Origin of the sequence: Synechococcus sp. H55.7 (assembly GCF_047462395.1) — a bacterium.
GTDB lineage: Bacteria > Cyanobacteriota > Cyanobacteriia > Thermostichales > Thermostichaceae > Thermostichus.
In genome coordinates this window covers 1-23571 of the sequence record NZ_JANSJD010000030.1, presented here as the reverse complement: position 1 = coordinate 23571, position 23571 = coordinate 1, and the positions used below count along the sequence as shown (strand labels likewise).

The following is a 23571-nucleotide window of genomic DNA, read 5'->3' as shown; positions in this document are numbered from 1 at the left end:
CCTCATCAGCGCTTTACTACCCTAACCCCCATAAACTCATCCCGTCAAGAGATAACTCAAAGTTTTTTCGGCGGAGATAGGGAAAAAGGAAAGAATAGAAACTGTTTGTATATTGACAGTTGGCCGAGTTCTGGCTGCTTGGGTTGAGGGTAAGTCCATGTGGGTTCGGGATCCCTTTTCAGGAGGAGAAGAGAATCCCGTTCTCTTCAGGGTCTTGCTGGGTGAATCGAGAGAGAACTTGCTGCCAAAGGTGGGCGAGCTGGGATCCCCTGCCCTTGGCGTACAGCAGGCGGGATCCCTCTGCCTGAGGATCGGGTTCTAGGTGCAGCCAGAGGTAGGTTGCTGGCAAGTAGGGCAGGTACTGAGGCCATTCGATGGCGGTGATCCCAGCTTGGCTCCAAAGTTCTTCCAGCCCCAGATCGTCGAGAGCTGAGGACTCGGCTCCGCCAGAGGGAGATCCCAGACGGTAGAGATCGCAATGAAAAAGAGGGATCTGTCCGGTGTGGTATTCCTGGAGCAGCACGAAGGTGGGGCTGTCGATGGGTTCAGGGATCCCCAAGCCCTGGCCTAGGCCCTGTACAAAGGTGGTTTTGCCGCTGCCCAGGTTCCCTTCTAGAAGGATCACTAGGCTGGGAGGGGGGTTTATCCTGCTCCTGCCCTGGGGGTTGTGTTGCTGGCCTGAAGAGTCAAGGAGGCGAACGGCAGCCTGGGCTACCAGGGCCGCCAGCGATTGGGTGGCAGCGGCAGAGGGCAACACCAGAGGAGAAGCTTGTTGCCAAAGCTCTTCATCTCGTGCGCTCGCCATGGCTTACGGCTCCTTCGAGGGGTGCTCAGGGGTGGGGATCCCTGTCGAGAGATCAGGTGAGGGCCTCACTGGGCTTAGGTGAGCAGAAGCACGTCTTTGGGCGGTCAGCATCACGGCCAAGCCAGCTCCGATGAGCAACAGGCTCACTCCCTGGGCCACTCGCAAGGATCCCAGCATGAGGCTGTCGGTGCGCAGCCCCTCGATCCAGAAGCGTCCAAGGCTATACCCCAGCAGGTAGAGACCCAGGAGGCTACCAGGCGGAGGCTGACGCCGATAGCTCAAAAAGAGCAGGATCCCGAAGAGGCCCAAGTTCCAGAGGGACTCGTACAGAAAAGTGGGATGCACACGGGATCCGTCGGGGAGCTGTAGCTGGATCCACAGAGAACTATCCGGAGGCAAAACCTCTCCATAGGCCTCGTTGTTGAAGAAGTTGCCCCAGCGACCGATGCTCTGGCCAAGGCTGAGGGAAGGAACGATGCAATCGGCCAGCAGCCAGAAGTTCAGCCGCTGCCAGCGGGCAAATAGGTAAAGTGCCGCACTGCCCCCCAGCAAAGCGCCATGGATGGCTATCCCCCCCTGCCAGAGGGCCAGGACTTTCCACCAAGGGCCATCTCGATATCGCTCCCACTCAAAAGCCACGTAGTAAAAACGGGCAAGGGGCAGGGATCCCACTACCAGCCACAGCAGCAGATCAGACATGGAATTGGGGGGAAGACCGCGCCGTGCCGCCAGGTGGCGGGCCAGGAGCAAGCCCAGCACCATGGCTAAGCCGATCAGCAGGCCATACCAACGCAGGCTGAAGGGGCCCCAGGTGAACACAATTGGACCGGGGGATTGCAACACCAGGGTCATGAGCACGGCGGTATTCCTGAACTGGTCTTTCTAGCTCACTCTACCTATTCTGCGACCCTCACCCCCAGCCCCTCTCCCTAAGGGAGCTACCCTCACCCCCAGCCCCTCTCCCTAAGGGAGAGGGGAGCTGGGAACTGAGGCAAGGTGCGAGCTGACTGCAATTGGAGGGAGATACAGAGGAGAGGGATCCGCTGAGGGCAACAAGGCGACAATGTTAGAATGCAGGCTCGATTTTCCACCGCAACTCCTGGGGGAGGGTGCTGGCCATGACCCGAAGCAAAGCTTCTGCCGTGAACAATGGAGACGACTTGGACAAGTTGAAGTCGGAGAAACGCAAAGCTCTGGATCAAGTGTTGGGCCAGATCGAGCGCAATTTCGGCAAAGGGGCGATCATGCGCTTGGGAGATGCGGCCCAGATGCGGGTGGAGACCATACCCAGCGGCGCTATCACCCTCGACTTGGCCATGGGCGGTGGCTACCCCAAGGGGCGAATCATCGAAGTCTTCGGGCCGGAATCTTCTGGGAAAACCTCGGTTGCTCTGCACGCCATTGCCGAGGTGCAAAAACGAGGGGGAACAGCCGCCTTTGTGGATGCCGAGCACGCGCTGGATCCCACTTATGCAGCAGCTTTGGGGGTGGATATCCAGAATCTGCTCATCTCCCAGCCAGACACGGGGGAGGCAGCTTTGGAGATCGTCGATCAACTGGTGCGATCTGCTGCTGTGGACATTGTGGTGGTGGACTCGGTGGCAGCGCTGGTTCCCCGCGCCGAGATCGAGGGGGATATGGGAGATGCCCACATGGGACTACAGGCCCGCCTGATGAGCCAAGCACTGCGCAAGATTGCCGGCAACGTCAGCAAAACCGGATCAATTGTTCTGTTCCTTAACCAGTTGCGCTCCAAAATCGGCGGCATGGGCTACGGCCCCCAGGAAACCACCACCGGCGGCAATGCCCTCAAGTTCTATGCGTCGGTGCGGCTGGATATTCGCCGCGTGCAAACTCTAAAAAAAGGTGCTGAAGAATACGGGATCCGAGCGCGGGTCAAGGTGGTGAAAAACAAAGTTGCTCCCCCCTTCCGGCGGGCAGAATTTGACATCATCTTCGGCCAGGGCATCTCCAACATCGGCTGCATTGTCGATTTGGCTGAGGAGATGGGCATTCTCAAACGACGCGGTTCCTGGTACAGCTACAAAGAGGAGAATGTGGCCCAAGGGAGAGACAATCTGGTCGTTTACCTGAAAGAAAAGCCGGAGATCCTGGCGGAGGTGGAAGCGGCTGTGCGGGAAAAACTTTCTGCAGGGGTAACGGTTTCTGCCAGCCGACTGGGGGGGATGGAGGAGGGAGAGCAGGAAGAGATTGAGGCCCCCATCTTTGCAGATGAGGAGTTGTGAAACGAGGGCGGCTCTTTAAGCTGTGTCTCTCAACTGGGCTCGCCGCTGGCGCAAAGCTTCGTAGAGCAGCAATCCCCCTGTCATGGCCACGTTGAGGGATTCGACGCCCTCGGCCATCGGGATCCGCACCTGGGCATCGGCCTGCTGGATGGTGGATGCCTTTAGGCCAGCCCCTTCGTTGCCCAAGAGAAAAAGGGTTGGCCGGGTGAGGTCGTGATCCCAATGGCAGGTGGCCAGAGGGGAGAGGGTGGCGGCCAAAACTTGGATCCCTTGGCGACGACAGGCCTGGATCCAGGTGGGCAGGTCGGGCAAGACTTGCGGCGGGCGGCGAAACCACTGGCCGGCGGAGGCCCGCAGGACTTTGGGGTTTTCCGGATCGACGCTGTCTGCGCTTAGCCAGAGGCCATCAGCTCCGGTGGCCGCCACGACGCGGATCAGGGATCCCAAATTACCTGGATCTTGCAGGGCTTCGACCACCAAGCCCAGGCGCAACGCCTCTGGGGGAGGGGAGGCGATTTGCCGGCTAACGGCCACAGCTACAACCCCTTCCGGAGACTCGGTGGTAGAGAGGGCCGCCATCACTTCTAGGCTGACGGCCTGCCGCCGCAGATGCTGGGGCAGGCTGGCCAACAACTGGGGATGACGCTCGGCCCAATCGAAGGTGTAGCAGACAGCTCGCAGAGGCCAGCCGACCCCCAGCGCCTCTTCGAGGAGGTGGGATCCCTCTATTAAGAAGGCGCCCTGTTCCCGCCGGCCTTTGCTGCGGTGCAACTGCCGCAACTGCCGGATCCAAGGGTTTTTTGGGCTGGTGAGGAGCTCAGAAGCCATGCGGAGGAAGAGGAGAGATGGAACGGGGAAGGCTTAATCGCAGCGGCGCAGCCGTTGGATAAAAAATCCATCCCGATCCTGGCGATGGGGCCAGATGAGCAGGGGATCCCCTTCGGCAGCCCAGTGGGGATGCCGGTTCAGAAAAGACTGGATGACCGCCTCGTTTTCGGCAGGATGCAGGGTGCAGGTGGCGTACACCAACAGTCCGCCCGGCTTGAGCCAACGGGCTGCCACCTGCAACAGCCGGCCCTGCAGATGGGCCAGCTCCTGCACCTGATCGGGGGTTTGGCGCCAGCGGGCATCGGCATGGCGGTGCAGAGTTCCCAGGCCGGAGCAGGGAGCGTCCAGCAACACCCGGTCGGCGCTCTGCCAGGGGGGCAGGGGTGCGGGGGGTTCGGCAGCGGCGCTCAGGGATAACAGGTCGATGGCCAGGGGACGGATCGAGCGCAAGCCTAAGCGCTGCACATTTTCCTCTAGGCGCCGCAGGCGGTGGGGATGGCGATCCAGGGCCCAGATCTCGCCGCGATCCTGCATCTGCTCGGCCATGTGGGTGGTCTTGCCGCCGGGGGCGGCACAGCAGTCAATCACCCGTTCCCCTGGCTGGGGATCCAGCCAATGCACCACCTGCTGGGCGCTGGCATCCTGAACACTCCACCAGCCCTGGGCAAAGCCCGGCAGGGCCCTGATATCGCCGGCAGGCCGCTCTAGCCGCAGGGCGCCCGGCACCTCAGGGATGGGTGAGGCGGGGATCCCCACTTCTGCCAAGGCTTGAATGACTTTGTTCATATCTGCCCGCAGCGGGTTAACCCGCAGATCCAGGTGGGGCGCTCGGTTGAACCAGGCGCACAACTGCTCGGTCTCAGCTGGCCCCAGGCGCTCCCACCAGAGGCGCACCAGCCAGTCGGGAAAGCTGTGCCGGATCCCCAAGGCCTGAATCGGATCCGTGGGCAGCGTGTCCTGTAAGGGCTTGAAGGGATCCTTTTCCGACCCATCCAACGCTTGCCGCTGGTAGGCACGCAAGATGCCGTTCACCACCCCTGTCAGGGATCCCAGGCCCACCTGGCGGGCCAATTCCACGCTGGTGTGGATGGCGGCGCTGGGGGGGATGTGATCCAGAAAAGCCAGTTGGTAAAGGCCAAGGTGCAGAATCAGCCGCAAGTCGGGCGGTTGCTGGTAGGCAGAGCGGCGGGCAAAGCAGTCGATCAGGGCATCAAGGGTGCGGCGACGGCGGGTAATGCCGTACACTAGCTCGCTGACCAGGTGCCGGTCGGCGGGGATCAGGCGGCTATGGGCCAACAGGTGCTCCAGCACCAGGTCGGCGTAGGCGTTTTGCCGCTCGATCTTCTGCAGAGCCAAGAGGGCCAGTTGACGCGCGTTCATGGTCGCCCCAAAGGTTTTCCTATCCGCTGCCCTTGTCCAGGATCCCCGCTGGGCGATACTGGAAAAGCTCTTCTCCAGGGATCCCATCATGCCTCACGCCAGTGTCTTTCTCGAGGTGATCCCCGCCATCGACCTTTTGCAGGGCCGCGCCGTGCGTCTTTACCAAGGCGATTACGCCCAGGCGGAACAGGTGGCCGCCGACCCCATCCAGCAGGCAGAAATCTGGGCTGCCCAAGGGGCGCCTCGCCTGCACGTGGTAGACCTGGACGGGGCCAAAAGCGGGGATCCGGTTAACTTGCCCATCATTGCAGACATCGTCCGCAAACTGGCCATCCCGGTGCAGGTGGGGGGCGGGATCCGATCTCTCGAACAGGCGCGGCAGTTGCTGGACTTGGGGGTAGATCGGGTGATCGTCGGCACTGTCGCTGTGGAGGATCCCAACACTCTAGAGGCGATGACCCAGGCCTTGCCAGGACGCATCTGGGTGGGGATTGACGCCCGCCAAGGGCAGGTGGCTACCCGCGGCTGGCTGAACACCACCCCCCTGCCGGCCACCGAACTGGTGCAACGGGTACAAGCTCAAGGGGCTGCCGGGATCATCTACACCGACATTGGCCGGGATGGCACCCTGGCCGGCCCCAACCTGGAGCAGTTGCGGCAGGTTCTGGCTGTTTCCCGCCTGCCGGTGATTGCCTCTGGGGGCATCGGCTCGCTGACGGACTTACTTGCCCTGCTGAGCTTGCCGGGTTTGGCCGGAGCCATTCTGGGCAAGGCCCTTTACTCAGGAGCCATCTCCCTGCCGGAGGCGTTGCGCGCCGTGGGGCCGGGCCGCTGGCAAGATCTGCCGCCAGAAACGGGATCCCGGTGGGCCTAGGAAGAAACAGCCCTGGCAAAATTTTTGCCATACTCTATGAAACCGACATGTAACTAAACAGCTTCTGGGAAACCAACTGGGAAGGAAGCTCTTCCCCAGGCTGACTTTTGTCTAGGCGTTTATGGAAGTTCCCGCCCTTCGCCCCGCCGTTCAAGCCTTACAGCCGGAGTTGGTGGCCTGGCGCCGCCACTTGCATAAGTACCCAGAGCTGGGTTTCCAAGAGAAGCAAACTGCCGCCTACATCAGCCACCGCCTGAGAAGTTGGGGGATCCCGCACCAGACCGGCATCGCCCACACCGGCATTGTGGCCACCATCGCGGGAGAAGAGCCAGGGCCGGTTTTGGCGCTGCGGGCCGACATGGATGCCCTACCCATTCACGAGGCCAACGAAGTCGAATACCGTTCCGCCATCCCCAACGTTATGCACGCCTGCGGCCATGATGGCCACACGGCCATTGCCCTGGGCACCGCCAAGCTGCTGCAGCAGCAGCGCCAAAGCCTCAGAGGCACTGTCAAAGTCATTTTCCAGCCCGCTGAAGAAGGTCCCGGCGGAGCCAAGCCAATGGTGGAAGCGGGGGTGCTGAAGAACCCAGATGTAGAAGCCATCCTCGGCTTACACCTGTGGAACAACCGTCCTCTGGGCACCATTGGCGTCAAAAGTGGCCCCTCGATGGCCTTTGCCGATCGCTTTCAAATCGAGGTCATTGGACGGGGCGGCCATGCCGCTCTTCCCCAGCAGACGGTGGATGCCATTGTGGTCGGATCCCACATTGTGAGCGCTTTGCAGACCATCGTCTCCCGCAACGTGGATCCACTGCAGCCGGCGGTGGTGACGGTGGGCCGCTTCCGGGCCGGCGATACTTTCAACGTCATCGCTCCCAGGGCAGAGATTTGGGGCACCGTGCGCAGCTTTCAGCCGGAAGTGCGGGATTTGCTGGCAAGGCGTATTGAAGAAATCGTGGCCGGCATTTGCCAAGCCTACGGGGCCACCTACGAGTTCCAGTACGAGCGGGGCTATCCGGCGGTTCACAATGACCCTGCCATAGCAGCCCTGGTAGAACAAGCCGCCCGCCAGGTGTTTGGTTCAGAAGCCGCGATCGTTCCTGAGATGACCCTGGGCGGGGAAGATGTCTCGTTTTTCCTCAACGAGGTGCCCGGCTGCTACTTTTTCCTGGGATCCGCCAACCCTGCCAAAGGACTAGATTATCCCCATCACCATCCCCGCTTTGACTTTGATGAAGCTGCTCTCGGCATTGGCGTGGAGCTGTTCTTGCGCTGCATTGAAAACTACACTGGAAAGACTTTGGGCTGAGGGGAGCACTTCCCAGAAAAGCTATGGCCACTGGAATATAACTGACGAAGCCGTTCGCTACGTCAAGTCCTAGCTCCCCTCTCCCTGAGGGAGAGGGGCCGGGGGTGAGGGCTGCCTCAGGGAGAGGGGCCGGGGGTGAGGGGTCGCCTCTAGGGCCGGAGTAGGTCGGCGGATCCAGCGCCGGGGATCGGCAAGCGTTGCAGCGGTTCTGGGGTGGGCGGGGCGGGGACAGGGTTCAAGGCGGTGGGAATGTACAGGGGCTTGGGATCGGGATCCCCGCCGAAGGCCAGCAGAATGGCCCGCAGCAGGGCCTGTCGCTGTTGCCGGGTCAGGGCTTGCACGGCTGCCTTGTCTTGGGCATAGGGGTTAACCGTCAGGCGCTCGGCACCCGGGTAGCGCTGGGCAACTATCGGCTCATTGGCGTCCAAATAGTCCGCTAGCGTCAGTTGCCAGTCAAAGCGGTCGGTAGGAGAGCGACCGACCACCTGCAGGTGGTAGACCATCATCCGCCGCACTAAGGTATCTTCCTCGGGCGCGGGGCCGCCGTCATTGGGGTTCACGGGGGTATAGCCATTTTCCAGCGGCAAATCTGGCAAGGCCGCGTAGACCTGCCGCGCCGCCTCAGGGATCAGCCGCAACTGGGCATAGGCAGGGCCGGATCCCAGTAGAGCCACAGCGGCAATAACAGCCCAACCCCGCAAGAGAGCGTCTTTTCTCACTCTGCTGACTGCAAAACTCTTTTTTACTTGTAGCAAACTGGATCCCTGTCTTCCCGATCTCTCGGCAAGCTCAACAAGCTGGCCCGCAGCCTTGGGTGAGCTTTAGCTTAATCGGCGGGAAGCCCGTACTCTATCGGTTCGCGCAGCGTGGCGTAGGCCATGTTGTGTTGACTCAACGAAGATGAGGGTCGGGGGTCGTTCACTCAATGCTCAATCCTTCGATCACCTGTGGTTGAGAGCGTGGCTTAAGGGGAGCAGATTGGGCCAGGCGATCCCGTTGGCGATGCGCCTGAAAGTGATTTTGCCACAAGCCGAGGATATCTAGGGTTTCGCCACCATGCTGGGTGTAGCGCTGCCGCACTTTACACAGAACAGGGGTATTGACACACACACCGGAGACGATTACCTGACCCTTGCTCAAAGCCGGCAATTCTTGGAGCAGATCCCGTCCGGCAGCCTCAACGCTGTGGCGCAGGTTTTCTTGATCGGAAGGGTTGACGATTCGCATCAAAAATTGGCTCATGCATTGCGACAGAATATCCGAGTCCAACTTGCCGGGGCGTTGCGTAATGAGACCTACTCCCAGTCCAAACTTGCGTCCTTCGCTAAGGATGGTGCGCAACACCTGCTTGCAGCGGGAAGGCTCGTGGGCAGGGGCAAAGCGATGGGCCTCTTCCAACAAGATAAAAACAGGATAGGGCAGGTAATTTTCATCCCCCGGCTGGATCTTGCCTTTATGGGTGTTAATGCGGGCGTAATTGGCCTGGCGCAGAATAGCAGCGGCAATCACCTGCTGCTCTTCCTGGCTAATCTCGTGCATTTGTAAGATGGTTACCTGCCCTGGCTCAAACAAATCCTTTGGAGCCAGGTGTTCTACATTGCTGAAATAGGGAGAGCGATCGATCTGCTCCAGCTTCCACTCCAGGGCAGGTGCTGAGGATCCTTGAGATCCATCTTCCTTGGAATCCGCTTCGTTGACGGCGTCGATCAGATCCTGAATCGTCCAACGTACCGGATTAAACTGGGTAACCTTGCGGAAAGCCTTCTCTAGGAAAGATTTCTGCCGGTCGGTGGTCTCTGGCAGGAGGGTAAGGATATCGAAAAAGTTGAGAGAAGACACGCGGATCTTAATTTCTTGTGGGGAGAGAACCTTAACCTTAGGGCGGTAGCCGTCTTCGCCCAAAAACTTGGGGTGGGACTGCATCTCTGCCAGCGTATGGTATTCCCCATGAGGATCAAAAATAAGAACAGCAGCCCGGTTTTTGGGCAACATCAACTCTTCAATCAAGACCCCCGCCGTATAGGATTTTCCGGATCCCGTCCCTGCCAAAATAGCCAGATGGGTGCTAACCATTTCCTTGACATCCAGCACCACGGGCACCGCTCCCTCATCGCGCAACAGCAAACTGCCCAAGTGAGCGCCCCCAATGGCTGTTTCATCCCGTTTGTTCAAAATCGATTTCAGCAGACGATTGGAGGCCAAAAAGACTTTGGCACCGGGATCCGGAGGGCGACGGGGGTTAATAAAGCCCATGGCGCGGTGAAAATAGCCGATGACCTCGACGGTAACTGCGTAGATTTCTGGGTTGGGATGGGTAAAGCCCACCAAAGCCACAATGGTGCTGGGATCGATCTCGGTGTCGGCAAAGATGCGATCGGGAATGTGATCCAAAAGCTGGACTTGGCTGATTTTGCCTAGGATTTGCAGGGTTTGGGACTGGAGATCCCGCACTTCATAGTAGACAAAATCGCCTACCCTTACGGCTTGGGTATTGGAAGTGATAAACACATATTGGTTGGGGGTTTCACCGGGGCCCTTGACGGTGCCGATTACCTCTGGGGCCTCTTCATCAGAGGAGAAAACAGCTTTTGGATAGCGCCCATTCTCAGAGGGCTGAGGCATCCCTACAGTTTTTTTGGTCATCAGCGCATCGCTCCTACGGTCATTTTCCAGGCCAATTCTTTGCTTAGAATTTGCAGGGCCCGCTGTTGGGCTGGATCGGAAAACATGGGTATGATATCGTTCAAGACTTGATAAATAAGGTGGTCAGCAAAGTTGCCACCGCTGCTCAAGAGCAATCCATAATACGAAAACTGGGTTTGACCTTGGGGATCTTGGTGAAAACGTAGGATTTCTTCTTGGCTCATGCGAAAAACGGGTGTGTTTACGGGCACCACCACGCGCGGGATCCCTTGCCGGCCACAGCCCCGCTCTTCGTCCAAAGCTCCGATGAGAACCACCGAAAGCAGTGTGCGCACCTCGTTTTGTAAATCAGGGGAAAAATAGGGATCCGGCTGGCTGGAAAGGCGTGGGCCGGAGTTGAGAAAGAGTGGGTTGACAATTTGGGTGTTATAGACCAGACCCACAGCCCAGTGCCGTTGATCGCTCTCCAGCTTAACAAAGCTGCCAAAGCCATAGTCGTCGGGAGAGGGAGGATTCTTGACTTCTAAGATGTCATCCACCTGCACTACGTAGTCGCAGTGATTGTTGGAGCGAACCACCTTGCCCAATCTCATCGAACCCGCCTCCGCTGCAGTTTACTCACCGTTTTCTGAGATAACCTGAGGCTGAGCTTCTCGCGGCTTGCCCAATCTTGCATCAGGCGCAGGAAAAGGTTGCGATCTTCGTTGCGAATGACGGCTATTTGATCGGCTGTCTCCAACACATAGGGATAGCCTCTTCCAATGATCACCTCGCAGCGCACCAGATCCACCACCCAGTCCAAAAGTCCTGCCTCATAAACCCAAACCGGTATCTCCAGCCGGGCCGGGAAGTTGTTGTTGGTGCGCAAATAAACAAATCCCACCCGCTCCCGCATTTCTTGGTAGGAGTTGAGGATCCCATCTTGAGGGTTGAGGCTGCCGCCACGAGCGCAGATAAAAAAAGGCGTGCGCTCCCCCCACTCTAGCCAGGGGCTGAGCAATTGGGCATCGTGGAGCTGAGGAGCTTCAGGAAGATCGAAGCAATGCCGCAGCAATGTCACCAGATCCGAGGTATAGGTGGTGTCGATGTAGGCAACGATGGGGATCCGGTTTTGCTCGCTGGCCCGCAGCACCTGGAGTAAACACTGTACGTAGAAATCTCGGCTTTCCGGCTCAAAAGCTTCCGCGAAGGTAGCCACTAACGCCCCATCTAAAAAGGCCAACTTTCGGGATCCAGGCTGAGCTCTCCGGATATATTCCACCAGCTTTTCTGTTTCCATTTGAAAGCGGCGCATGTTGACAACGCGCTCTTTAGGCTCGCCGCTGCTATCGGATCCCAAATCCTTTGGAGTCAGTACATCGACTTGAATATCTTTTTCGTACAGGCCTTGGGCAGAGTGATGATTCTCATACCAGCCGATCTGCACCAAGGCCACTGGGATCGACAGATCCTTGCTGGGATAAATCTGGGATCCGTCTACTGCGAAGGTGGGAATGTTTTTGATAACCGACCTTGCCCATTCACAGCTTTCTTCATAGTTAGTCCATTCTTTCTCAAAAGGGATCTTCCAACTGGAGTAACGATCCCATTCCTCAGTGGGCAAAGCACCTGGAAAAGAGAATAGAGCAATTTTTTCGGCAATCTCTAAACTCGACCACTGGCACAAGCTTTCCATGGCCTGCCGATACCATTCTCTGCGCTCCGATAGCCCTTGATCAAAAGTGGCAAAGGCTTCTCGCTTTTGTTGCAGTACCGCCAGGATCCGGTCGGCTCTAAACACCATAGGTGGGATCCCTCCTCATCTGGTCAGAGCCGGAGTGCCTCTCCACCCGAATGATGTTCTCCGTTACTTGCTCAAAGGTATCATCGTGGCTGATTACAAATAGCTGCTGAAAAGATCGCAAATTGGTGATGGCCTCTGCCAGCCGCTGTCGCCGCTGGGCGTCCATATTGGTGGTGGGCTCATCAAAGAAGGCGATGTCCAGTTGCCCCAGCACCTTGAGCAAAGCCAAGCGCACCGCTAGGGCCGCTGACATTTGCTCCCCTCCTGAAAGGCTGGCAAACCGTCGCTTACGACTGCCGGCTTCCTGAACCCAGATCTCATAGTCGGTTTCCCAGGTCAGGGTGATGTTGGAGCGGTTGAGAATTTCGCGGAAGAGGTGATCGGCGGTATCGTTGATCTGCTGCAGGTAGTGCTGGGTAACTTGAGGGCCAGCCTTTTTATAGGTATCTCGGCTAAATTTGATAAAGCGATGTAGGCGTTCTTTCTCATTTTTTTCTGCCTCAACCTGCTTTAGGCTTTCCCTGACCTGTTCCAGCTGCCGCAACCTTTCCTGGATTTTGCTCAGTTGAGGAGCTAAGCTCTCCAGCCGGGCTTGAGCTTCGGCTTTTTGGATTTGGGTGGTCTGCAAAAGGGCTCGAAGGCGCTCATGCTCCTGTGGTTGATACAGAGCAGCCAAGGGATCCCGCTGCAACCGCAGTTGGGACAGTTGAGCTTGCAACTCCTGTTGTTGGGCGCTTAGCTCGGCCAGCTTTTGTTCCCGTTCGGGAAGCAATTTGGCGATCGGCTCGGCCCGCAGATAATGCTCGTGATCCAATCGGTATCGTTCACGTTGTTTCTGTAGGGATCCCAGCTCTCGATCCAGGTGATCGGTTTGGGATAGGGCCTCGTCAATAGGGCCGAGCGTTGCTTCCAAATCCCGAAGCTGCTGCAGACACTCGGCCTGCATTTGCAAATACTGCTTTTCCTGTTTTAACTCTGCTTTGAGCCGCTCGGCTTGACTTCTGGGATCCCCCAAAGATTTCAAGGCTTCAGCCGCTTTTTCGATTTGAGCCTGCAGTTGATCCCTTGAACCTTGAGCACTTTCCCATTGGTCAATTTGGGCCTGTTTCTCTTGACCAGCTTTTTGCAGCTGCTCCAGTAGCGCTTGGGCGGTTTTGAGTTCCTCTTTTCGTTGCGGCAAGCTTTGGGCAAGGGCCTGCAAGCGAATAACGGTTTCATAGCCGCTGCGATGGCCTTTTTGCTCCTCCCGCAAATCGGCAATTCTGTCCTCTAGATCCCGAAAAGGCTCAAGCTGTCGTTCCAGATTTTCGAGCTGTTGCTGGAGTTGGTGGATGTGCTTTGTGAGCTGTTGGTATTCTTGCTCCACTCTGGGCTTGCCATTCAGCTCTTTTTCCAGACGTTGGATTTGTCCCTTGGGATCCCCCAGGGCTTGGAGCGCCTGACCGATTTCCTGTTGTTGCCGCAGGAAGGTTGGCTCGGCCTCAAGGCTCCAGTGAAGGTCATCAATTTGGCTTTGCCGTTCAGCTTGCAATTGCAGCAGCCGTTCTACTTGGGCTTCCAAATCGGGGATTTGTGCGGTTAGGCCGAGCAAGGGTTGCAAAGTCCTGAGTTGTTTTTGGATGTCGGCCAACTGCTGATGAAGTTGGGGTTCGGAAGTTTGGGGAGCCAGATCTTGCAAAATGTGATGGATGGACTGGAGCAACTGCTGGCTAAGCGCTGAAGATTGGGCAAGCACTTCCGGGATCCGCTGCCACAGAGGTTGAAGTTGGGGATAATTGTGTTGCTGCGCTTCCAATTGGCTCAGAAGTTGTTGGATGCTGTGGTGCTGTTGAGCAAAGCAATTCGAGCCCTGCTCAAAGATGGCTTGTAGCTCCTGTTGAAATTGACGAGCTGCAGCAATGCGGCTGAGCTGAGTTTGCAGGCGCTCCTGTTGAGCTTCGAGCGTAGGAATGGCGGCTACGCGATCCAAATCTGCCTGCCGTTGTCTCAGTTGGAGTTGGAGTTGTTCCAATTGAACTTGGCCTTGTTCCTGTTCCGTTTCCCGTTGTTTGAGTTCAAGGCGCAGGGTCTGAAAAGAAGCCAACTTCTGGCTGATTTGGAAGTGGCGTTGCTCTAGGGCAGTCTGCTGTTCGCATAGAGGCTGTAGCTCAAGTTTTTCTGCCGCCATTTTTTGAAAAATCTGGAGCTGATGCTGATATTCGGATCCCCGCAGCTCTAGTTGATGGAGTTGATGTTGCAAAGTTTCCCGCTGAGCCAGTAGGGTTTGTCGGGCTTGCCGCAGCGCTTCCTGATCGGCGATGAGGGCTTCCAGCTCCAGATAACGGTTGTGGGCTGTCTGATGCTGCTGACAAATGACCTGTGCCTGCTCCGCCTCTTGCACTCGATCTTGCAGGAGTTGGCACCGCTGGGCATGGGCTGTCCATGCTGCCCGGAGTTGTTCCCATTCGTGGTGCAGTTGTAGCAAAGTGTTGAGTTGTTGAGTCCAATAGATCTGTTGATGTTCCAGCTCTTCTTGGGCTTGAATTTGCGGAGTCAGCTCCTCCAGCTCCTGCTTCCAGCGCTGTTGTTGGCTCAGCTTTTCTTGCAGTCTGGCCAGTTGGTTTTCAATGTTTTGCTTTTGCAAGAGCAAGGCATCGCGTTGTTTCAACCACTCCAAGCGCTGCTGTTGCTGTTTTTCCAGCTCCCGCAACTGAGCTTCTATGGCCAAAAAGCGCTGGGATCCCTCTTGATACTGCTGTTGTTGTGCTTGGGCTTGCCTGGCTTCTTCCCACAGCTTTTCCGCCTGCTTAAGAGATACATCCAGCAGGGATCCCTTTTGCTCCAGTTGGGCAATCCGGTGATCCAAAGTTTGGATTTGCTCCAGCAATTTCTCCAGTCGCTCAATTTCAATCTTGGCCTGATCCAGGGTGTGAATCGACTGACTCAAGCGCCCTTGCCAATGACCTAGTTCTTGCTGGATTTTCTGCCGCTCGGTTTGGAGCGGATCCCATTCCTGTAGCTGTTGACGCAGCAACTCAATTTGATGATGAATCGCCTGGACTTGTGCTTCGCTGTATTTTTCGACCGCCAACAGATCTTTGGCTACTTGCTGGTACTCCTCTACTTTTAAGATGCGATCGAAAACTTCTTTGCGATCTCGACCTGTTTTGAGAAAGTCTGCTGTGAAAGTCCCTTGGGGCACCCCAATCGTTGTGGCGAATAGCCGCGCCAGATCGGTACCGGCAGGTACGCCCAAATGTTGCCTCAGCCACGGCAGTACATCGGATTTGCGCTCATACTCCAGGCGCTGCTTCAGTTGCGGATCGAAGAGGCGATATCCCTGGCTAACGCTGCGGCGAACATCGTAGGTGCGCTGATCCCATTGGGAGATAAACTGCACGGTCACCACCGCGTCACTGGCGCCAGAGCGAATGATTTCTTCTTGACTGTAGGGGCAGTAGTCGAACAAAACCCAGGCAATGGCCTCCAGAATGCTGGTTTTGCCCGCTCCGTTTTCTCCGCAAATGGCATTAATGCCTGGCTCAAACGTGAAGATGGCGTCCTCGTGCGACTTGAAGTTCTGTAGAGCCAGAGAGAGGATCCGCATGGTCAGTCTTCTTCCCCCAAAAATGCGTCCCTCAGGTGAGCGTATACTTCCGCTTCGCCTTGTCCATCTAAGACTCTTGCTTTGAGATCCAGGAGTAGCCGCGCCAGCTCTTCGCTGCGCTTGCGATAGTGGGCATGGCTGCTCAGCAGATCCCTGTAGATTTTCTCTTCAATTTGTAGCCTTTGTCCTTCTTCTTCCAGAGAAAGAGCAGCGGATCCGATCTCCAAGGGAGTAGCCTCAAAGCGAAGCAGGACGAGCAAGGCGCCGGTAATCTGCTGAATCTGCTTCTGTAGGGCGCGGCTGTCCAGCTCGTGCTTGGCAAACCCCACCTGCCCCACCAGGCGCAACTCCACCATCGGCTCCATCTCGTGTTCCTGAAGACGGGATCCCCTGGCCAGGGCAATGGCTGCCGCTACCATTTGCTCGGGAGTTTCTCGGCCTTTGGCTTCGAGAGACAGCCGCCGGCGGGGCCGCTGATAGTAGTCTTGTAGCAGCTCGGCTTGGGGCGGGCCATCTCCCCAGCGGACGCGGTAGGCTCCCCGCGGAAAATCCCATTCGGCGGTACTGTTGGCCTCCAGGGATCCCGGATTGAAGATCCACCCGCCCTCAGAATAGCTTTTGTGAATGTGTCCCAAGGCCAGGTAGCCCACCCCCGCTTCCCGCAAAGGCAGCAGATCCCGGTAGCGCAAAGCCCCTTGATAACGGGCCATTTGGCCCTCCAGGCCATGGTGGAACATCAACACCACCCGTTCTGGGCCGGGGGGCAATTGTCGAATGGCCGCCGCCAACTGTTCAATCGACCTAGGGGCTGCCGATCCGTACCACTGGGATCCGATCACCCGCACCCCACAGGGCAAATCCAGATACCCGCCCCGCCCACCTGACCAGGGGCGTAGCTCCAGGCCCTGTTCCCCGGCTTCCGGCTCCAGCAAGATCAACTCTCCGTGATCAGCCAAGTACCTCAGCCAACTGGTCTTGACGCCATAGGGGCGGTTGTCGTGGTTGCCCTCGATGGCCAACACCGGGATCCCGGCCTGCTTCAGCTCGCGTAAGACGATCTGGGCTTGGTTGAGAACGCTGGGCTGAATCTGCCGATGCTCGAACAGATCCCCGGCAATCAGCACAAAGTCCACCGGATCTTGAATGGCATAACGCCGGACAACATCTCGAAAAGCCAAAAAGAAATCCTTGCTCCGCTCCGGGCTGTCGTAGCGGTCATAGCCCAGATGCACATCGGCCAGGTGCAAAAATGTACAGCTTGGGCAGGCCATCTCCAGAGCACCTCGGCAAATTGCCCACAGTTTAGCAAACTCACCTCGCCCAGATATGGGGATCTCCTTCTCTAAATGATCGGGTTCACCGCGGGCATCTCCACTAGGGGTAGGCAGCGGCTGAGGCAACCCCGCCATGAACAGCTCCCGCGAGTTTCTTTAGGTGAAATTGATCAGATCCATGATATTGTGCTTCATCTTGTTGCAAATGTTATCAAGGGGCAGGTCATTGGGATCCCGGCCAAAGGGGTTTTCAATTTCGATGCCAATCTCTTCAACGCCAAACAGCATAAAGGCCAGAAACCCGACAATCGGGCCGGTCATCCAACCCAAGCCCTCCACCATCTGAAACGGCAAAGACAAACAGTAGAGCAACAACAATTGCTTCAGATGGAGGGCATAGGCCATGGGCATCGGGGTCAGCAAAATGCGCTCGCAAGCCCCTAGCGCCTCCACCATGCTGTTGAGCTGCTCCACCATGATCGTAAGCTGGTAGACCTCAACGCGGCCCCTTTGGTATTGGCGTTGCAGGTAATCTCCGATCCAAAAGGCAATTTGCAAAGGGGGATGGTTGAGGCTTTTGAGGCGTTGCAACTGCTCCGGGCTGAGGAGGGGCTGAAGCTCATCCGCCAAGAATTCTTGGCGCAGATGTTGCTTCATGGCGATGGCAAAAGCGGGCAGTAGATAGAGGATCTTGATTTTCTCTTCCCGATCGCCGGGCTGCTTTTCTTCAATGGCCACCCAAATTAGGCGGGCTAAGTTGCGCACATTGTTCACCACGGCTCCCCAGGCTTTTCGCCCCTCCCAAAAGCGTTCGTAGGCGGTGTTTGTCCGAAATACCAGCATCAAACCCAGAACGATGTTGGGCACAAAGGCCACCAACGAGGACAACGCCAGGGGCAGCCCCAGTTTGTAGAAAACGGAAACCAGCACCCCAACCAAGCTGCAGACGAGGGTGCGGGGCAGCACTGCCGGTACAACTGAGCCTTGCAACTGCAGGGCCAGGCGAAACCAACGCAGCCCCTCTCCTGAGAGATATTGGCGAATCATGGGTAATGTCGGCAAGCTTGCCCCCTGATCCTACAGCCACAGCCATTCCTGCAGTCTTTCCCGGTCATGGCTGAGCGGCAGGGATCCAGAAGTTGCTCTGCAACAGAGGCGGGCCTGTGGGCGACTCGCTCCCTCCTGCCGGTTCGAGGGTGATCCAAAGGCGGGTCGGCTGCTGGGAAGGGGTGGGTTGGCTGAGCCATTGCAGGGATCCCTCGGCGTTGACGGCGAAGGTGCCGGCGCTTTCCAGCCGTCGTCCCCCTCCCTGCATATCCGACTCCAGCCACAGTTGGTAGGTGCTGCCCAGAGGAGCAGGGGGCATTTCTGAAGCCAAGAGCAGCACCTGCTTGGCACGGGGCGACCAGAGAGCTTGCACCAGGAAGGGGTTGCGGAAGTTGGGATCCCGCAAAATGGTTCTCTGCACCTGCGGTTGGCGCTGCCACTCTTGGTAGAGCCGTTGAATGGCCACTGTCTCTCCCCCGATTTGGGATCCCAGCCGCCAGTAGGCCGCCGTTATGGCCAGCGCGTAGATCCCCAACGCTGCCAAGCCGCCCCAGAGAAGACGTCGCGGCCACAAAGGAGGTGCGACCCGGATGGAGGCAGGGGCGGGCAACCAGCTCCAGCGCCGCAAGCGTTCTTGGGCTTGAAAGGCCGTCAACTCGTAGAGCCACAGAGCCACCGAGCGATCCCGCTGCAGATCGAAGGCCTCTGCATGTCTCCAGCAGAACGCAAACACCTGGCGCACCACCTCTTCGGCTTGGTGAGGCTGCTTGAGGGTAGCCAGCGCGATCTCCAGCAGGCGCTTCTGGTAGCGATCCTTGAGCAAAAAGTGGCTGCGGCGATCCCGCAGTTGGATCTGGCGCATCAGCTCGAAATCGGTCGGCTCCGCCATAGCCCTCCATCGGCTGCGCCTGCCCGGCCCGGCTTTGGATCAAGCGGTAGCGCCAGGCTGGCGGCTTTTTCAGAAATATACACCAGCCCTGGAGCCAGCTCACCGGCAAGCTGGCCTATTTTGTCATGGCTGGCACGGATCTCTTAACCGGGATCCCGGCCATGCGACTTTATTGGATCAGCTTCTACACAACAAGGGGATATCCTCAGGCGGCGTCCTTCTCGACCACCTTCTCCGCCTCTGTGCCGGCAACAGGTTCGTCATCGCTGCTGGGGTTGTTCATCTCTTGTTTGAAGCTGCGCAACGCTTTGCCAAAGGCGCTGCCCAACTCCGGCAGCTTCTTGGGGCCGAACACGACCACCGCGATCACCCCAATCACGGCCAGCTCTGGCAGGCCCATGCCGAAGATGCTCACGGCCAGGATAGGTTCGCTCGACAGCAGGATAGCCATAAGTCCCCAAAACCCCAAAAACAAGACAAGCCGACCAACCCAGCTTAGGAAGGGATCGATCCGTCTCACTTTAGCAAGTTCTTCTCCCTTGGAGAAAGGGTTTGGCTGGTGCAGGAGCTTGTCGTCGTTCCGCTCCTGGGCCGACTTGGGAGGAGATCGATAAGATGGAGCTAGTTTTTGTGGATCCCTCAGCTCTGCAGCCGTTGGCCATTTTCTCACCCCCAAACGCCATGTCTGTCCCTTACGATCTCGTGGTCATCGGCGCCGGCGCGGCGGGTCTGGTGGTGGCCAGCGCTGCTGCCCAACTGCAGGCCAAGGTGCTGCTGGTGGAGGCCAGCGACCGCCTAGGCGGGGACTGCCTCTGGTATGGCTGTGTGCCCAGCAAAGCCCTCCTGTGCGTGGCCCACACGGTTCAGCGGCTGCGCCGGTCTGTTGCCGCCGGCTGGGTTGCTTCTCCCAGCCCAGCAGGGATCGCGGTGGATTATCTCAAAGTGTACGAACATATTCGCGCCACCCAGAGCTACATTGCCAACCACGCGGATTCGCCAGATCGCTTCCGCCAACTGGGGGTGGAACTGGTGTTTGGCAAGGGGCGCTTTGTGGATGGGCGCACCTTTGAAGTGGCGGGAAAGCGAGTGCGGGCGCGGGCTTTTGTGGTGGCCACCGGATCCCGTCCGGCGGTTCCCCCTTTGCCTGGCCTGGCCGAGGCGGGCTACCTGACCAACGAGTCGATCTTTGATTTGACCCGCCTGCCTCGATCGGTGGCGGTGATGGGGGCGGGGCCGGTGGGCTGTGAGTTGGGCCAAGCGCTGGCCCGTCTGGGATCCGAGGTGACCCTCATTGCCAGCCGCGATCACATTCTGCCCAAAGTAGATCCGGAGGCCGCCCAGGTGGTGCAGCAGCAGTTGGCCCAAGACGGGATCCGCCTCCTCACCCAGGTGCGCGCTGTCCGCGCTGGCCAGGAGCAGGGGGAAAAATTGCTCTACCTCAAGGCCGGCACAGGCTCTGCCGTCGGCCAGCTCTCCGAGGCAGGCGAGGCGGTGATCCGCGCGGAGGAAATCTTGGTGGCTGCCGGTCGGATCCCGAATGTGGAAGGGCTGGGGCTAGAGGCTGCCGGCGTGCGCTACACCCCCCAAGGGATCCAGGTGAACAGCAAGCTGCAAACCAGCAACCCCCGCATCTACGCCTGTGGAGATGTCATCGGCGGGCCGCAGTTCACCCATGTGGCGGCTTACGAGGCGGCGGTGGCCCTGGTCAATGCCCTGTTTTTCCCCATCAGCCGGGCGCGTTACCAGGTCATTCCCTGGGCCATCTTTACCGAGCCGGAGCTGGCTCAGGTGGGTCTCACGGAAAGCGAGGCCCGGCAGCAATACGGCAAAGACGTGATGGTGCTCAAACAGGAGTTTGCCGAGGTGGATCGGGCCCAGGCAGAAGCGGCCCCCCTCGGCTTTGCCAAGGTGATCTGCCGGCGCAACGGCCAGATCTTAGGGGCCCACCTGGTGGGATCCCAGGCTGGCGAGCTGATTCACGAGGTGGTCTTAGCCATGAGCCGGCAGCTGCCCGTCTCTGCCCTGACAGGGATCCACATCTACCCCACCCGCTCGCAGGTCAATGCCAAGGTGGCCCTGCAGTACCGCAAGCAACAATTGGCCGCCAATCCCCGCCTGCAGAACTTCCTGCAAGGGTTCTTCGCCTGGAGACGGGCCTGGAGCTGACAGGCCGCTAGACTGGAATCAGTCGTTTGCTGAGACTTCATCGATGGGCTTTTTCCTGTCTGCCGAACAAGTGGGTCAGTTGGTCTGCAATCAATGGCAGGATCCCTATGCCGTTTTGGGGCCACAGCAGATAGAAGAGGCCGGGGAATCTTTTTGGTTGGTACGCGCCCTAGTGCCCAATGCAAAACAGGTTTGGCTGGTGGAACGATCCAGCGGCCAGGCCCACCCGATGCAGCCGCTGCACCCGGAAACGTTGTTTGAGCTGCGCTTTGCGCCTGGCACGCCGCTTCCAGACTACTTTCTGCGGGCGCAACGGGTCTGGGATCCGGAGGGGCAGCACCTAGAAGAATGGGAGGATCCCTATCGCTTTCCCATCGAGAAGGTCAACCACATCGGCGAGCTGGATCGCTACCTCTTCAACGAGGGGAATCACCACCGCATTTACGAGAAGCTGGGCGCCCATCCCATCAGCGTAGATGGGGTTCAGGGAGTCCACTTTGCCGTCTGGGCCCCCAACGCCCGCAATGTCAGCGTTATCGGCGACTTCAACCACTGGGACGGGCGCCAACACCAGATGAAGCGGCTGGGCGAAAGCGGCATCTGGGCCGTGTTCATCCCCGGCATTGGGCCAGGAGCCATCTACAAGTACGAGGTGAAAACCTCCTGGGGGGATATCTACGAAAAATCGGATCCCTATGGCTTTCAGCAGGAGGTGCGACCCAAAACCGGCTCGATTGTAGCCGACCTCAACACCTACACCTGGCACGACCAGGAGTGGCTGGAAAAACGGGCTGCCACCGACCCACTGCGCTCGCCGATTTCGGTGTACGAGGTGCATTTGGGATCCTGGATGCACGCTTCCACGGAAGACCCGTCCCCCGATGGGCACCTGGTGTCGGTGGATCAAAAGCCCAACACCCGCTTTCTCACCTACCGGGAGCTGGCAGACAAGTTGATCCCCTATGTCAAGGAGCTGGGCTTTACCCACATCGAGCTCTTGCCGGTAGCCGAACACCCCTTCGACGGCTCCTGGGGCTACCAGGTAATCGGCTACTACGCGGTAACCTCCCGCTACGGATCACCGCAAGACTTTATGTACTTTGTCGATCGCGCCCACCAGGCTGGCATTGGCGTGATTGTCGATTGGGTGCCGGGGCATTTTCCCAAAGATGGGCATGGGCTGGCCTTTTTCGATGGCACCCACCTCTACGAATACGCCGACCCTCGCAAAGGAGAACACAAAGGTTGGGGCACTTTAGTGTTCAATTATGGCCGCAACGAGGTGCGCAACTATCTGGTGGCCAACGCCCTTTTTTGGTTTGAGAAATACCACATCGACGGGATCCGAGTGGATGCGGTGGCCTCAATGCTTTATCTGGACTATGACCGCAAAGACTGGATCCCCAATTGCTACGGTGGGCGAGAACATTTGGAGGCGATTGACTTCTTCCGCCAGCTCAATACCCTCATTTTTAAGTACTACCCCGGCGCTCTTTCGATTGCCGAGGAGTCTACCGCCTGGCCGATGGTAACCTGGCCAACCCATGTGGGCGGGCTGGGCTTTAACCTCAAGTGGAACATGGGCTGGATGCACGACATGCTGGACTATTTCCGCATGGATCCCTGGTTCCGCCAGTTCCATCACAACCTAGTGACTTTCAGCCTCATGTATGCCTTCAGCGAAAATTACATGCTGGCTTTTTCCCACGATGAGGTGGTACACGGCAAGAGCCACATGCTGGGCAAAATGCCGGGGGATCACTGGCATAAGTTTGCCAGCCTGCGGGCTTTGTACGGCTACATGTTCACCCACCCCGGCAAGAAAACCTTGTTTATGAGCATGGAGTTTGGCCAGTGGAACGAGTGGAATGTGTGGGCAGATCTAGACTGGGGGCTGCTGCAATATGAGCCCCACGCCAAACTGCGCCACTACGTGGCCAGCTTGAACCATCTGCTGCGTTCGCAACCGGCCCTCTACACCCAAGACACCAAGCCAGAAGGGTTCCGCTGGATCGACTGCAGCGACCATCGCGGCATTGTTTCGTTCATCCGCTATGCAGAGGATCCCAAGGAATGGCTGGTGGTGGTGTGTAACTTTACGCCGGTGGTCTGGCCGAATTACCGCATTGGGGTGCCGCAGCGAGGGTTTTACCGGGAGCTGCTCAACAGCGACGCGGTGGAGTTCTGGGGCAGCGGCGTCGGCAACTTGGGGGGCAAGTGGACGGATGACTGGGCCTACCACAACCTGCCCTACTCCCTCGATCTTTGCCTGCCGCCCCTCTCTACTCTGGTGCTGAAATGGCAGCCGTCGCAGCCGGCTGAGTCCCAAAATTGACATTCCCTCAGCCCTGCCGCGCATCTGTGAGGACAGGGCTTGGGATCCAGTTTTTGGGGGATTGGAAGAATAACACTCAAGATACTAGGGGCAGGTTTGTTTTGTGAGGATTTCAGCAGTGGCCGCAGCCACCCGCTCCTGCAACTGCCGTCGCCGTGAGTCGGTTGGGTCAGAGCCAGGCACCCGCACCGTGTACCGTTGCTACACCGAGTTGCCCCCCACCGCCACAGGATGAGGCCAGGGATCCCGTGCAACAGGCGGTGAGAAGATAAGAGCCGAGGGAGACAACGCGCTCGGGCGGCAAGGGATTTTTTCCAGCTCCTCTGCCCCATCTGAGCTAGAGTAAACGCGGTCCAGGGAACCGGTAGGCTGGATACAGCTATCGACAGGATGCTTTATGGAG

At 58.2% G+C, this 23571-nt stretch carries 18 protein-coding genes; 5 read left to right on the top strand and 13 right to left on the bottom strand.

The annotated features are described in order from the left end of the window. Positions 1 to 178: 178 nt before the first annotated feature. The gene (gene tsaE, locus NW851_RS12355; protein ID WP_414338898.1) at positions 179 to 805 is read right to left on the bottom strand and encodes a tRNA (adenosine(37)-N6)-threonylcarbamoyltransferase complex ATPase subunit type 1 TsaE; all 627 of its coding nucleotides are present in this window, start codon (positions 803 to 805) and stop codon (positions 179 to 181) included. A 3-nt stretch (positions 806 to 808) separates the two neighbouring features. Continuing rightward, complete coding sequence (gene lgt / locus NW851_RS12350) at positions 809 to 1657, bottom strand: prolipoprotein diacylglyceryl transferase (RefSeq protein ID WP_414338895.1); 849 nt, start codon at positions 1655 to 1657, stop codon at positions 809 to 811. Positions 1658 to 1923: 266 nt separating this feature from the next. Here lgt and recA point away from each other — a divergent pair, with 266 nt between their 5' ends. Then, positions 1924 to 3051 carry a recombinase RecA gene (gene recA, locus NW851_RS12345; RefSeq protein WP_414338892.1) on the top strand — a complete coding sequence of 376 codons (1128 nt, stop codon included), beginning with the start codon at positions 1924 to 1926 and terminating at the stop codon, positions 3049 to 3051. Between the two features lie 15 nt (positions 3052 to 3066). Here recA and NW851_RS12340 read toward each other — a convergent pair whose 3' ends face one another. Further along, on the bottom strand, positions 3067 to 3879 hold the full coding sequence (locus tag NW851_RS12340) for a TrmH family RNA methyltransferase (protein ID WP_414335762.1): 813 nt from the start codon (positions 3877 to 3879) through the stop codon (positions 3067 to 3069). Positions 3880 to 3912: 33 nt separating this feature from the next. Continuing rightward, positions 3913 to 5259, bottom strand: a complete 1347-nt coding sequence (locus tag NW851_RS12335) for a 16S rRNA (cytosine(967)-C(5))-methyltransferase (RefSeq protein WP_414338889.1) — start codon at positions 5257 to 5259, stop codon at positions 3913 to 3915. A gap of 88 nt (positions 5260 to 5347) precedes the next feature. On the opposite strand from NW851_RS12335, the gene hisA reads away from it, so the two are divergent. Together hisA and NW851_RS12325 are read left to right on the top strand one after the other, a co-directional pair. Beyond that, positions 5348 to 6133 (top strand): 1-(5-phosphoribosyl)-5-[(5-phosphoribosylamino)methylideneamino]imidazole-4-carboxamide isomerase, encoded by a 786-nt coding sequence (gene hisA, locus NW851_RS12330; protein ID WP_414335765.1) that lies wholly within the window; start codon positions 5348 to 5350, stop codon positions 6131 to 6133. A 121-nt stretch (positions 6134 to 6254) separates the two neighbouring features. Then, a complete protein-coding gene (locus NW851_RS12325) occupies positions 6255 to 7445 on the top strand; it encodes a M20 metallopeptidase family protein (RefSeq protein WP_414338886.1) in 1191 nt (396 codons plus the stop codon). Between the two features lie 149 nt (positions 7446 to 7594). Here NW851_RS12325 and NW851_RS12320 read toward each other — a convergent pair whose 3' ends face one another. From NW851_RS12320 to tatA, 9 genes are all read right to left on the bottom strand, one after another. Then, a complete protein-coding gene (locus NW851_RS12320) occupies positions 7595 to 8164 on the bottom strand; it encodes a hypothetical protein (protein WP_414334986.1) in 570 nt (189 codons plus the stop codon). 199 nt (positions 8165 to 8363) lie between these two features. Then, positions 8364 to 10088 carry an ATP-binding protein gene (locus tag NW851_RS12315; RefSeq protein ID WP_414334987.1) on the bottom strand — a complete coding sequence of 575 codons (1725 nt, stop codon included), beginning with the start codon at positions 10086 to 10088 and terminating at the stop codon, positions 8364 to 8366. Continuing rightward, entirely contained in the window at positions 10088 to 10681 is a 594-nt protein-coding gene (locus NW851_RS12310; protein WP_414334988.1) for a hypothetical protein, read from the bottom strand. The genes NW851_RS12315 and NW851_RS12310 overlap by 1 nt, the downstream gene beginning before the upstream one ends. Continuing rightward, a complete protein-coding gene (locus NW851_RS12305; protein ID WP_414334989.1) occupies positions 10678 to 11871 on the bottom strand; it encodes a DNA double-strand break repair nuclease NurA in 1194 nt (397 codons plus the stop codon). Before NW851_RS12305 ends, NW851_RS12310 begins: the two co-directional genes overlap by 4 nt. Further along, complete coding sequence (locus NW851_RS12300) at positions 11861 to 15457, bottom strand: AAA family ATPase (RefSeq protein WP_414338881.1); 3597 nt, start codon at positions 15455 to 15457, stop codon at positions 11861 to 11863. Before NW851_RS12300 ends, NW851_RS12305 begins: the two co-directional genes overlap by 11 nt. Positions 15458 to 15459: 2 nt before the next feature. Continuing rightward, positions 15460 to 16728: a metallophosphoesterase family protein gene (locus tag NW851_RS12295; RefSeq protein WP_414334991.1), complete on the bottom strand. Its 1269-nt coding sequence runs from the start codon at positions 16726 to 16728 to the stop codon at positions 15460 to 15462. A gap of 159 nt (positions 16729 to 16887) precedes the next feature. Then, positions 16888 to 17793, bottom strand: a complete 906-nt coding sequence (locus NW851_RS12290) for a bestrophin family protein (protein WP_414338878.1) — start codon at positions 17791 to 17793, stop codon at positions 16888 to 16890. Between the two features lie 49 nt (positions 17794 to 17842). Next, complete coding sequence (locus tag NW851_RS12285) at positions 17843 to 18667, bottom strand: anti-sigma factor domain-containing protein (RefSeq protein WP_414334993.1); 825 nt, start codon at positions 18665 to 18667, stop codon at positions 17843 to 17845. A 205-nt stretch (positions 18668 to 18872) separates the two neighbouring features. Then, the gene (gene tatA / locus NW851_RS12280) at positions 18873 to 19118 is read right to left on the bottom strand and encodes a twin-arginine translocase TatA/TatE family subunit (RefSeq protein WP_414334994.1); all 246 of its coding nucleotides are present in this window, start codon (positions 19116 to 19118) and stop codon (positions 18873 to 18875) included. Positions 19119 to 19282: 164 nt separating this feature from the next. Here tatA and NW851_RS12275 point away from each other — a divergent pair, with 164 nt between their 5' ends. Continuing rightward, positions 19283 to 20833 carry a dihydrolipoyl dehydrogenase family protein gene (locus NW851_RS12275; protein WP_414338874.1) on the top strand — a complete coding sequence of 517 codons (1551 nt, stop codon included), beginning with the start codon at positions 19283 to 19285 and terminating at the stop codon, positions 20831 to 20833. A gap of 43 nt (positions 20834 to 20876) precedes the next feature. After that, positions 20877 to 23168, top strand: coding sequence for a 1,4-alpha-glucan branching protein GlgB (gene glgB, locus NW851_RS12270; RefSeq protein WP_414334996.1), 2292 nt, complete (start codon positions 20877 to 20879; stop codon positions 23166 to 23168). Positions 23169 to 23571 lie beyond the last annotated feature (403 nt).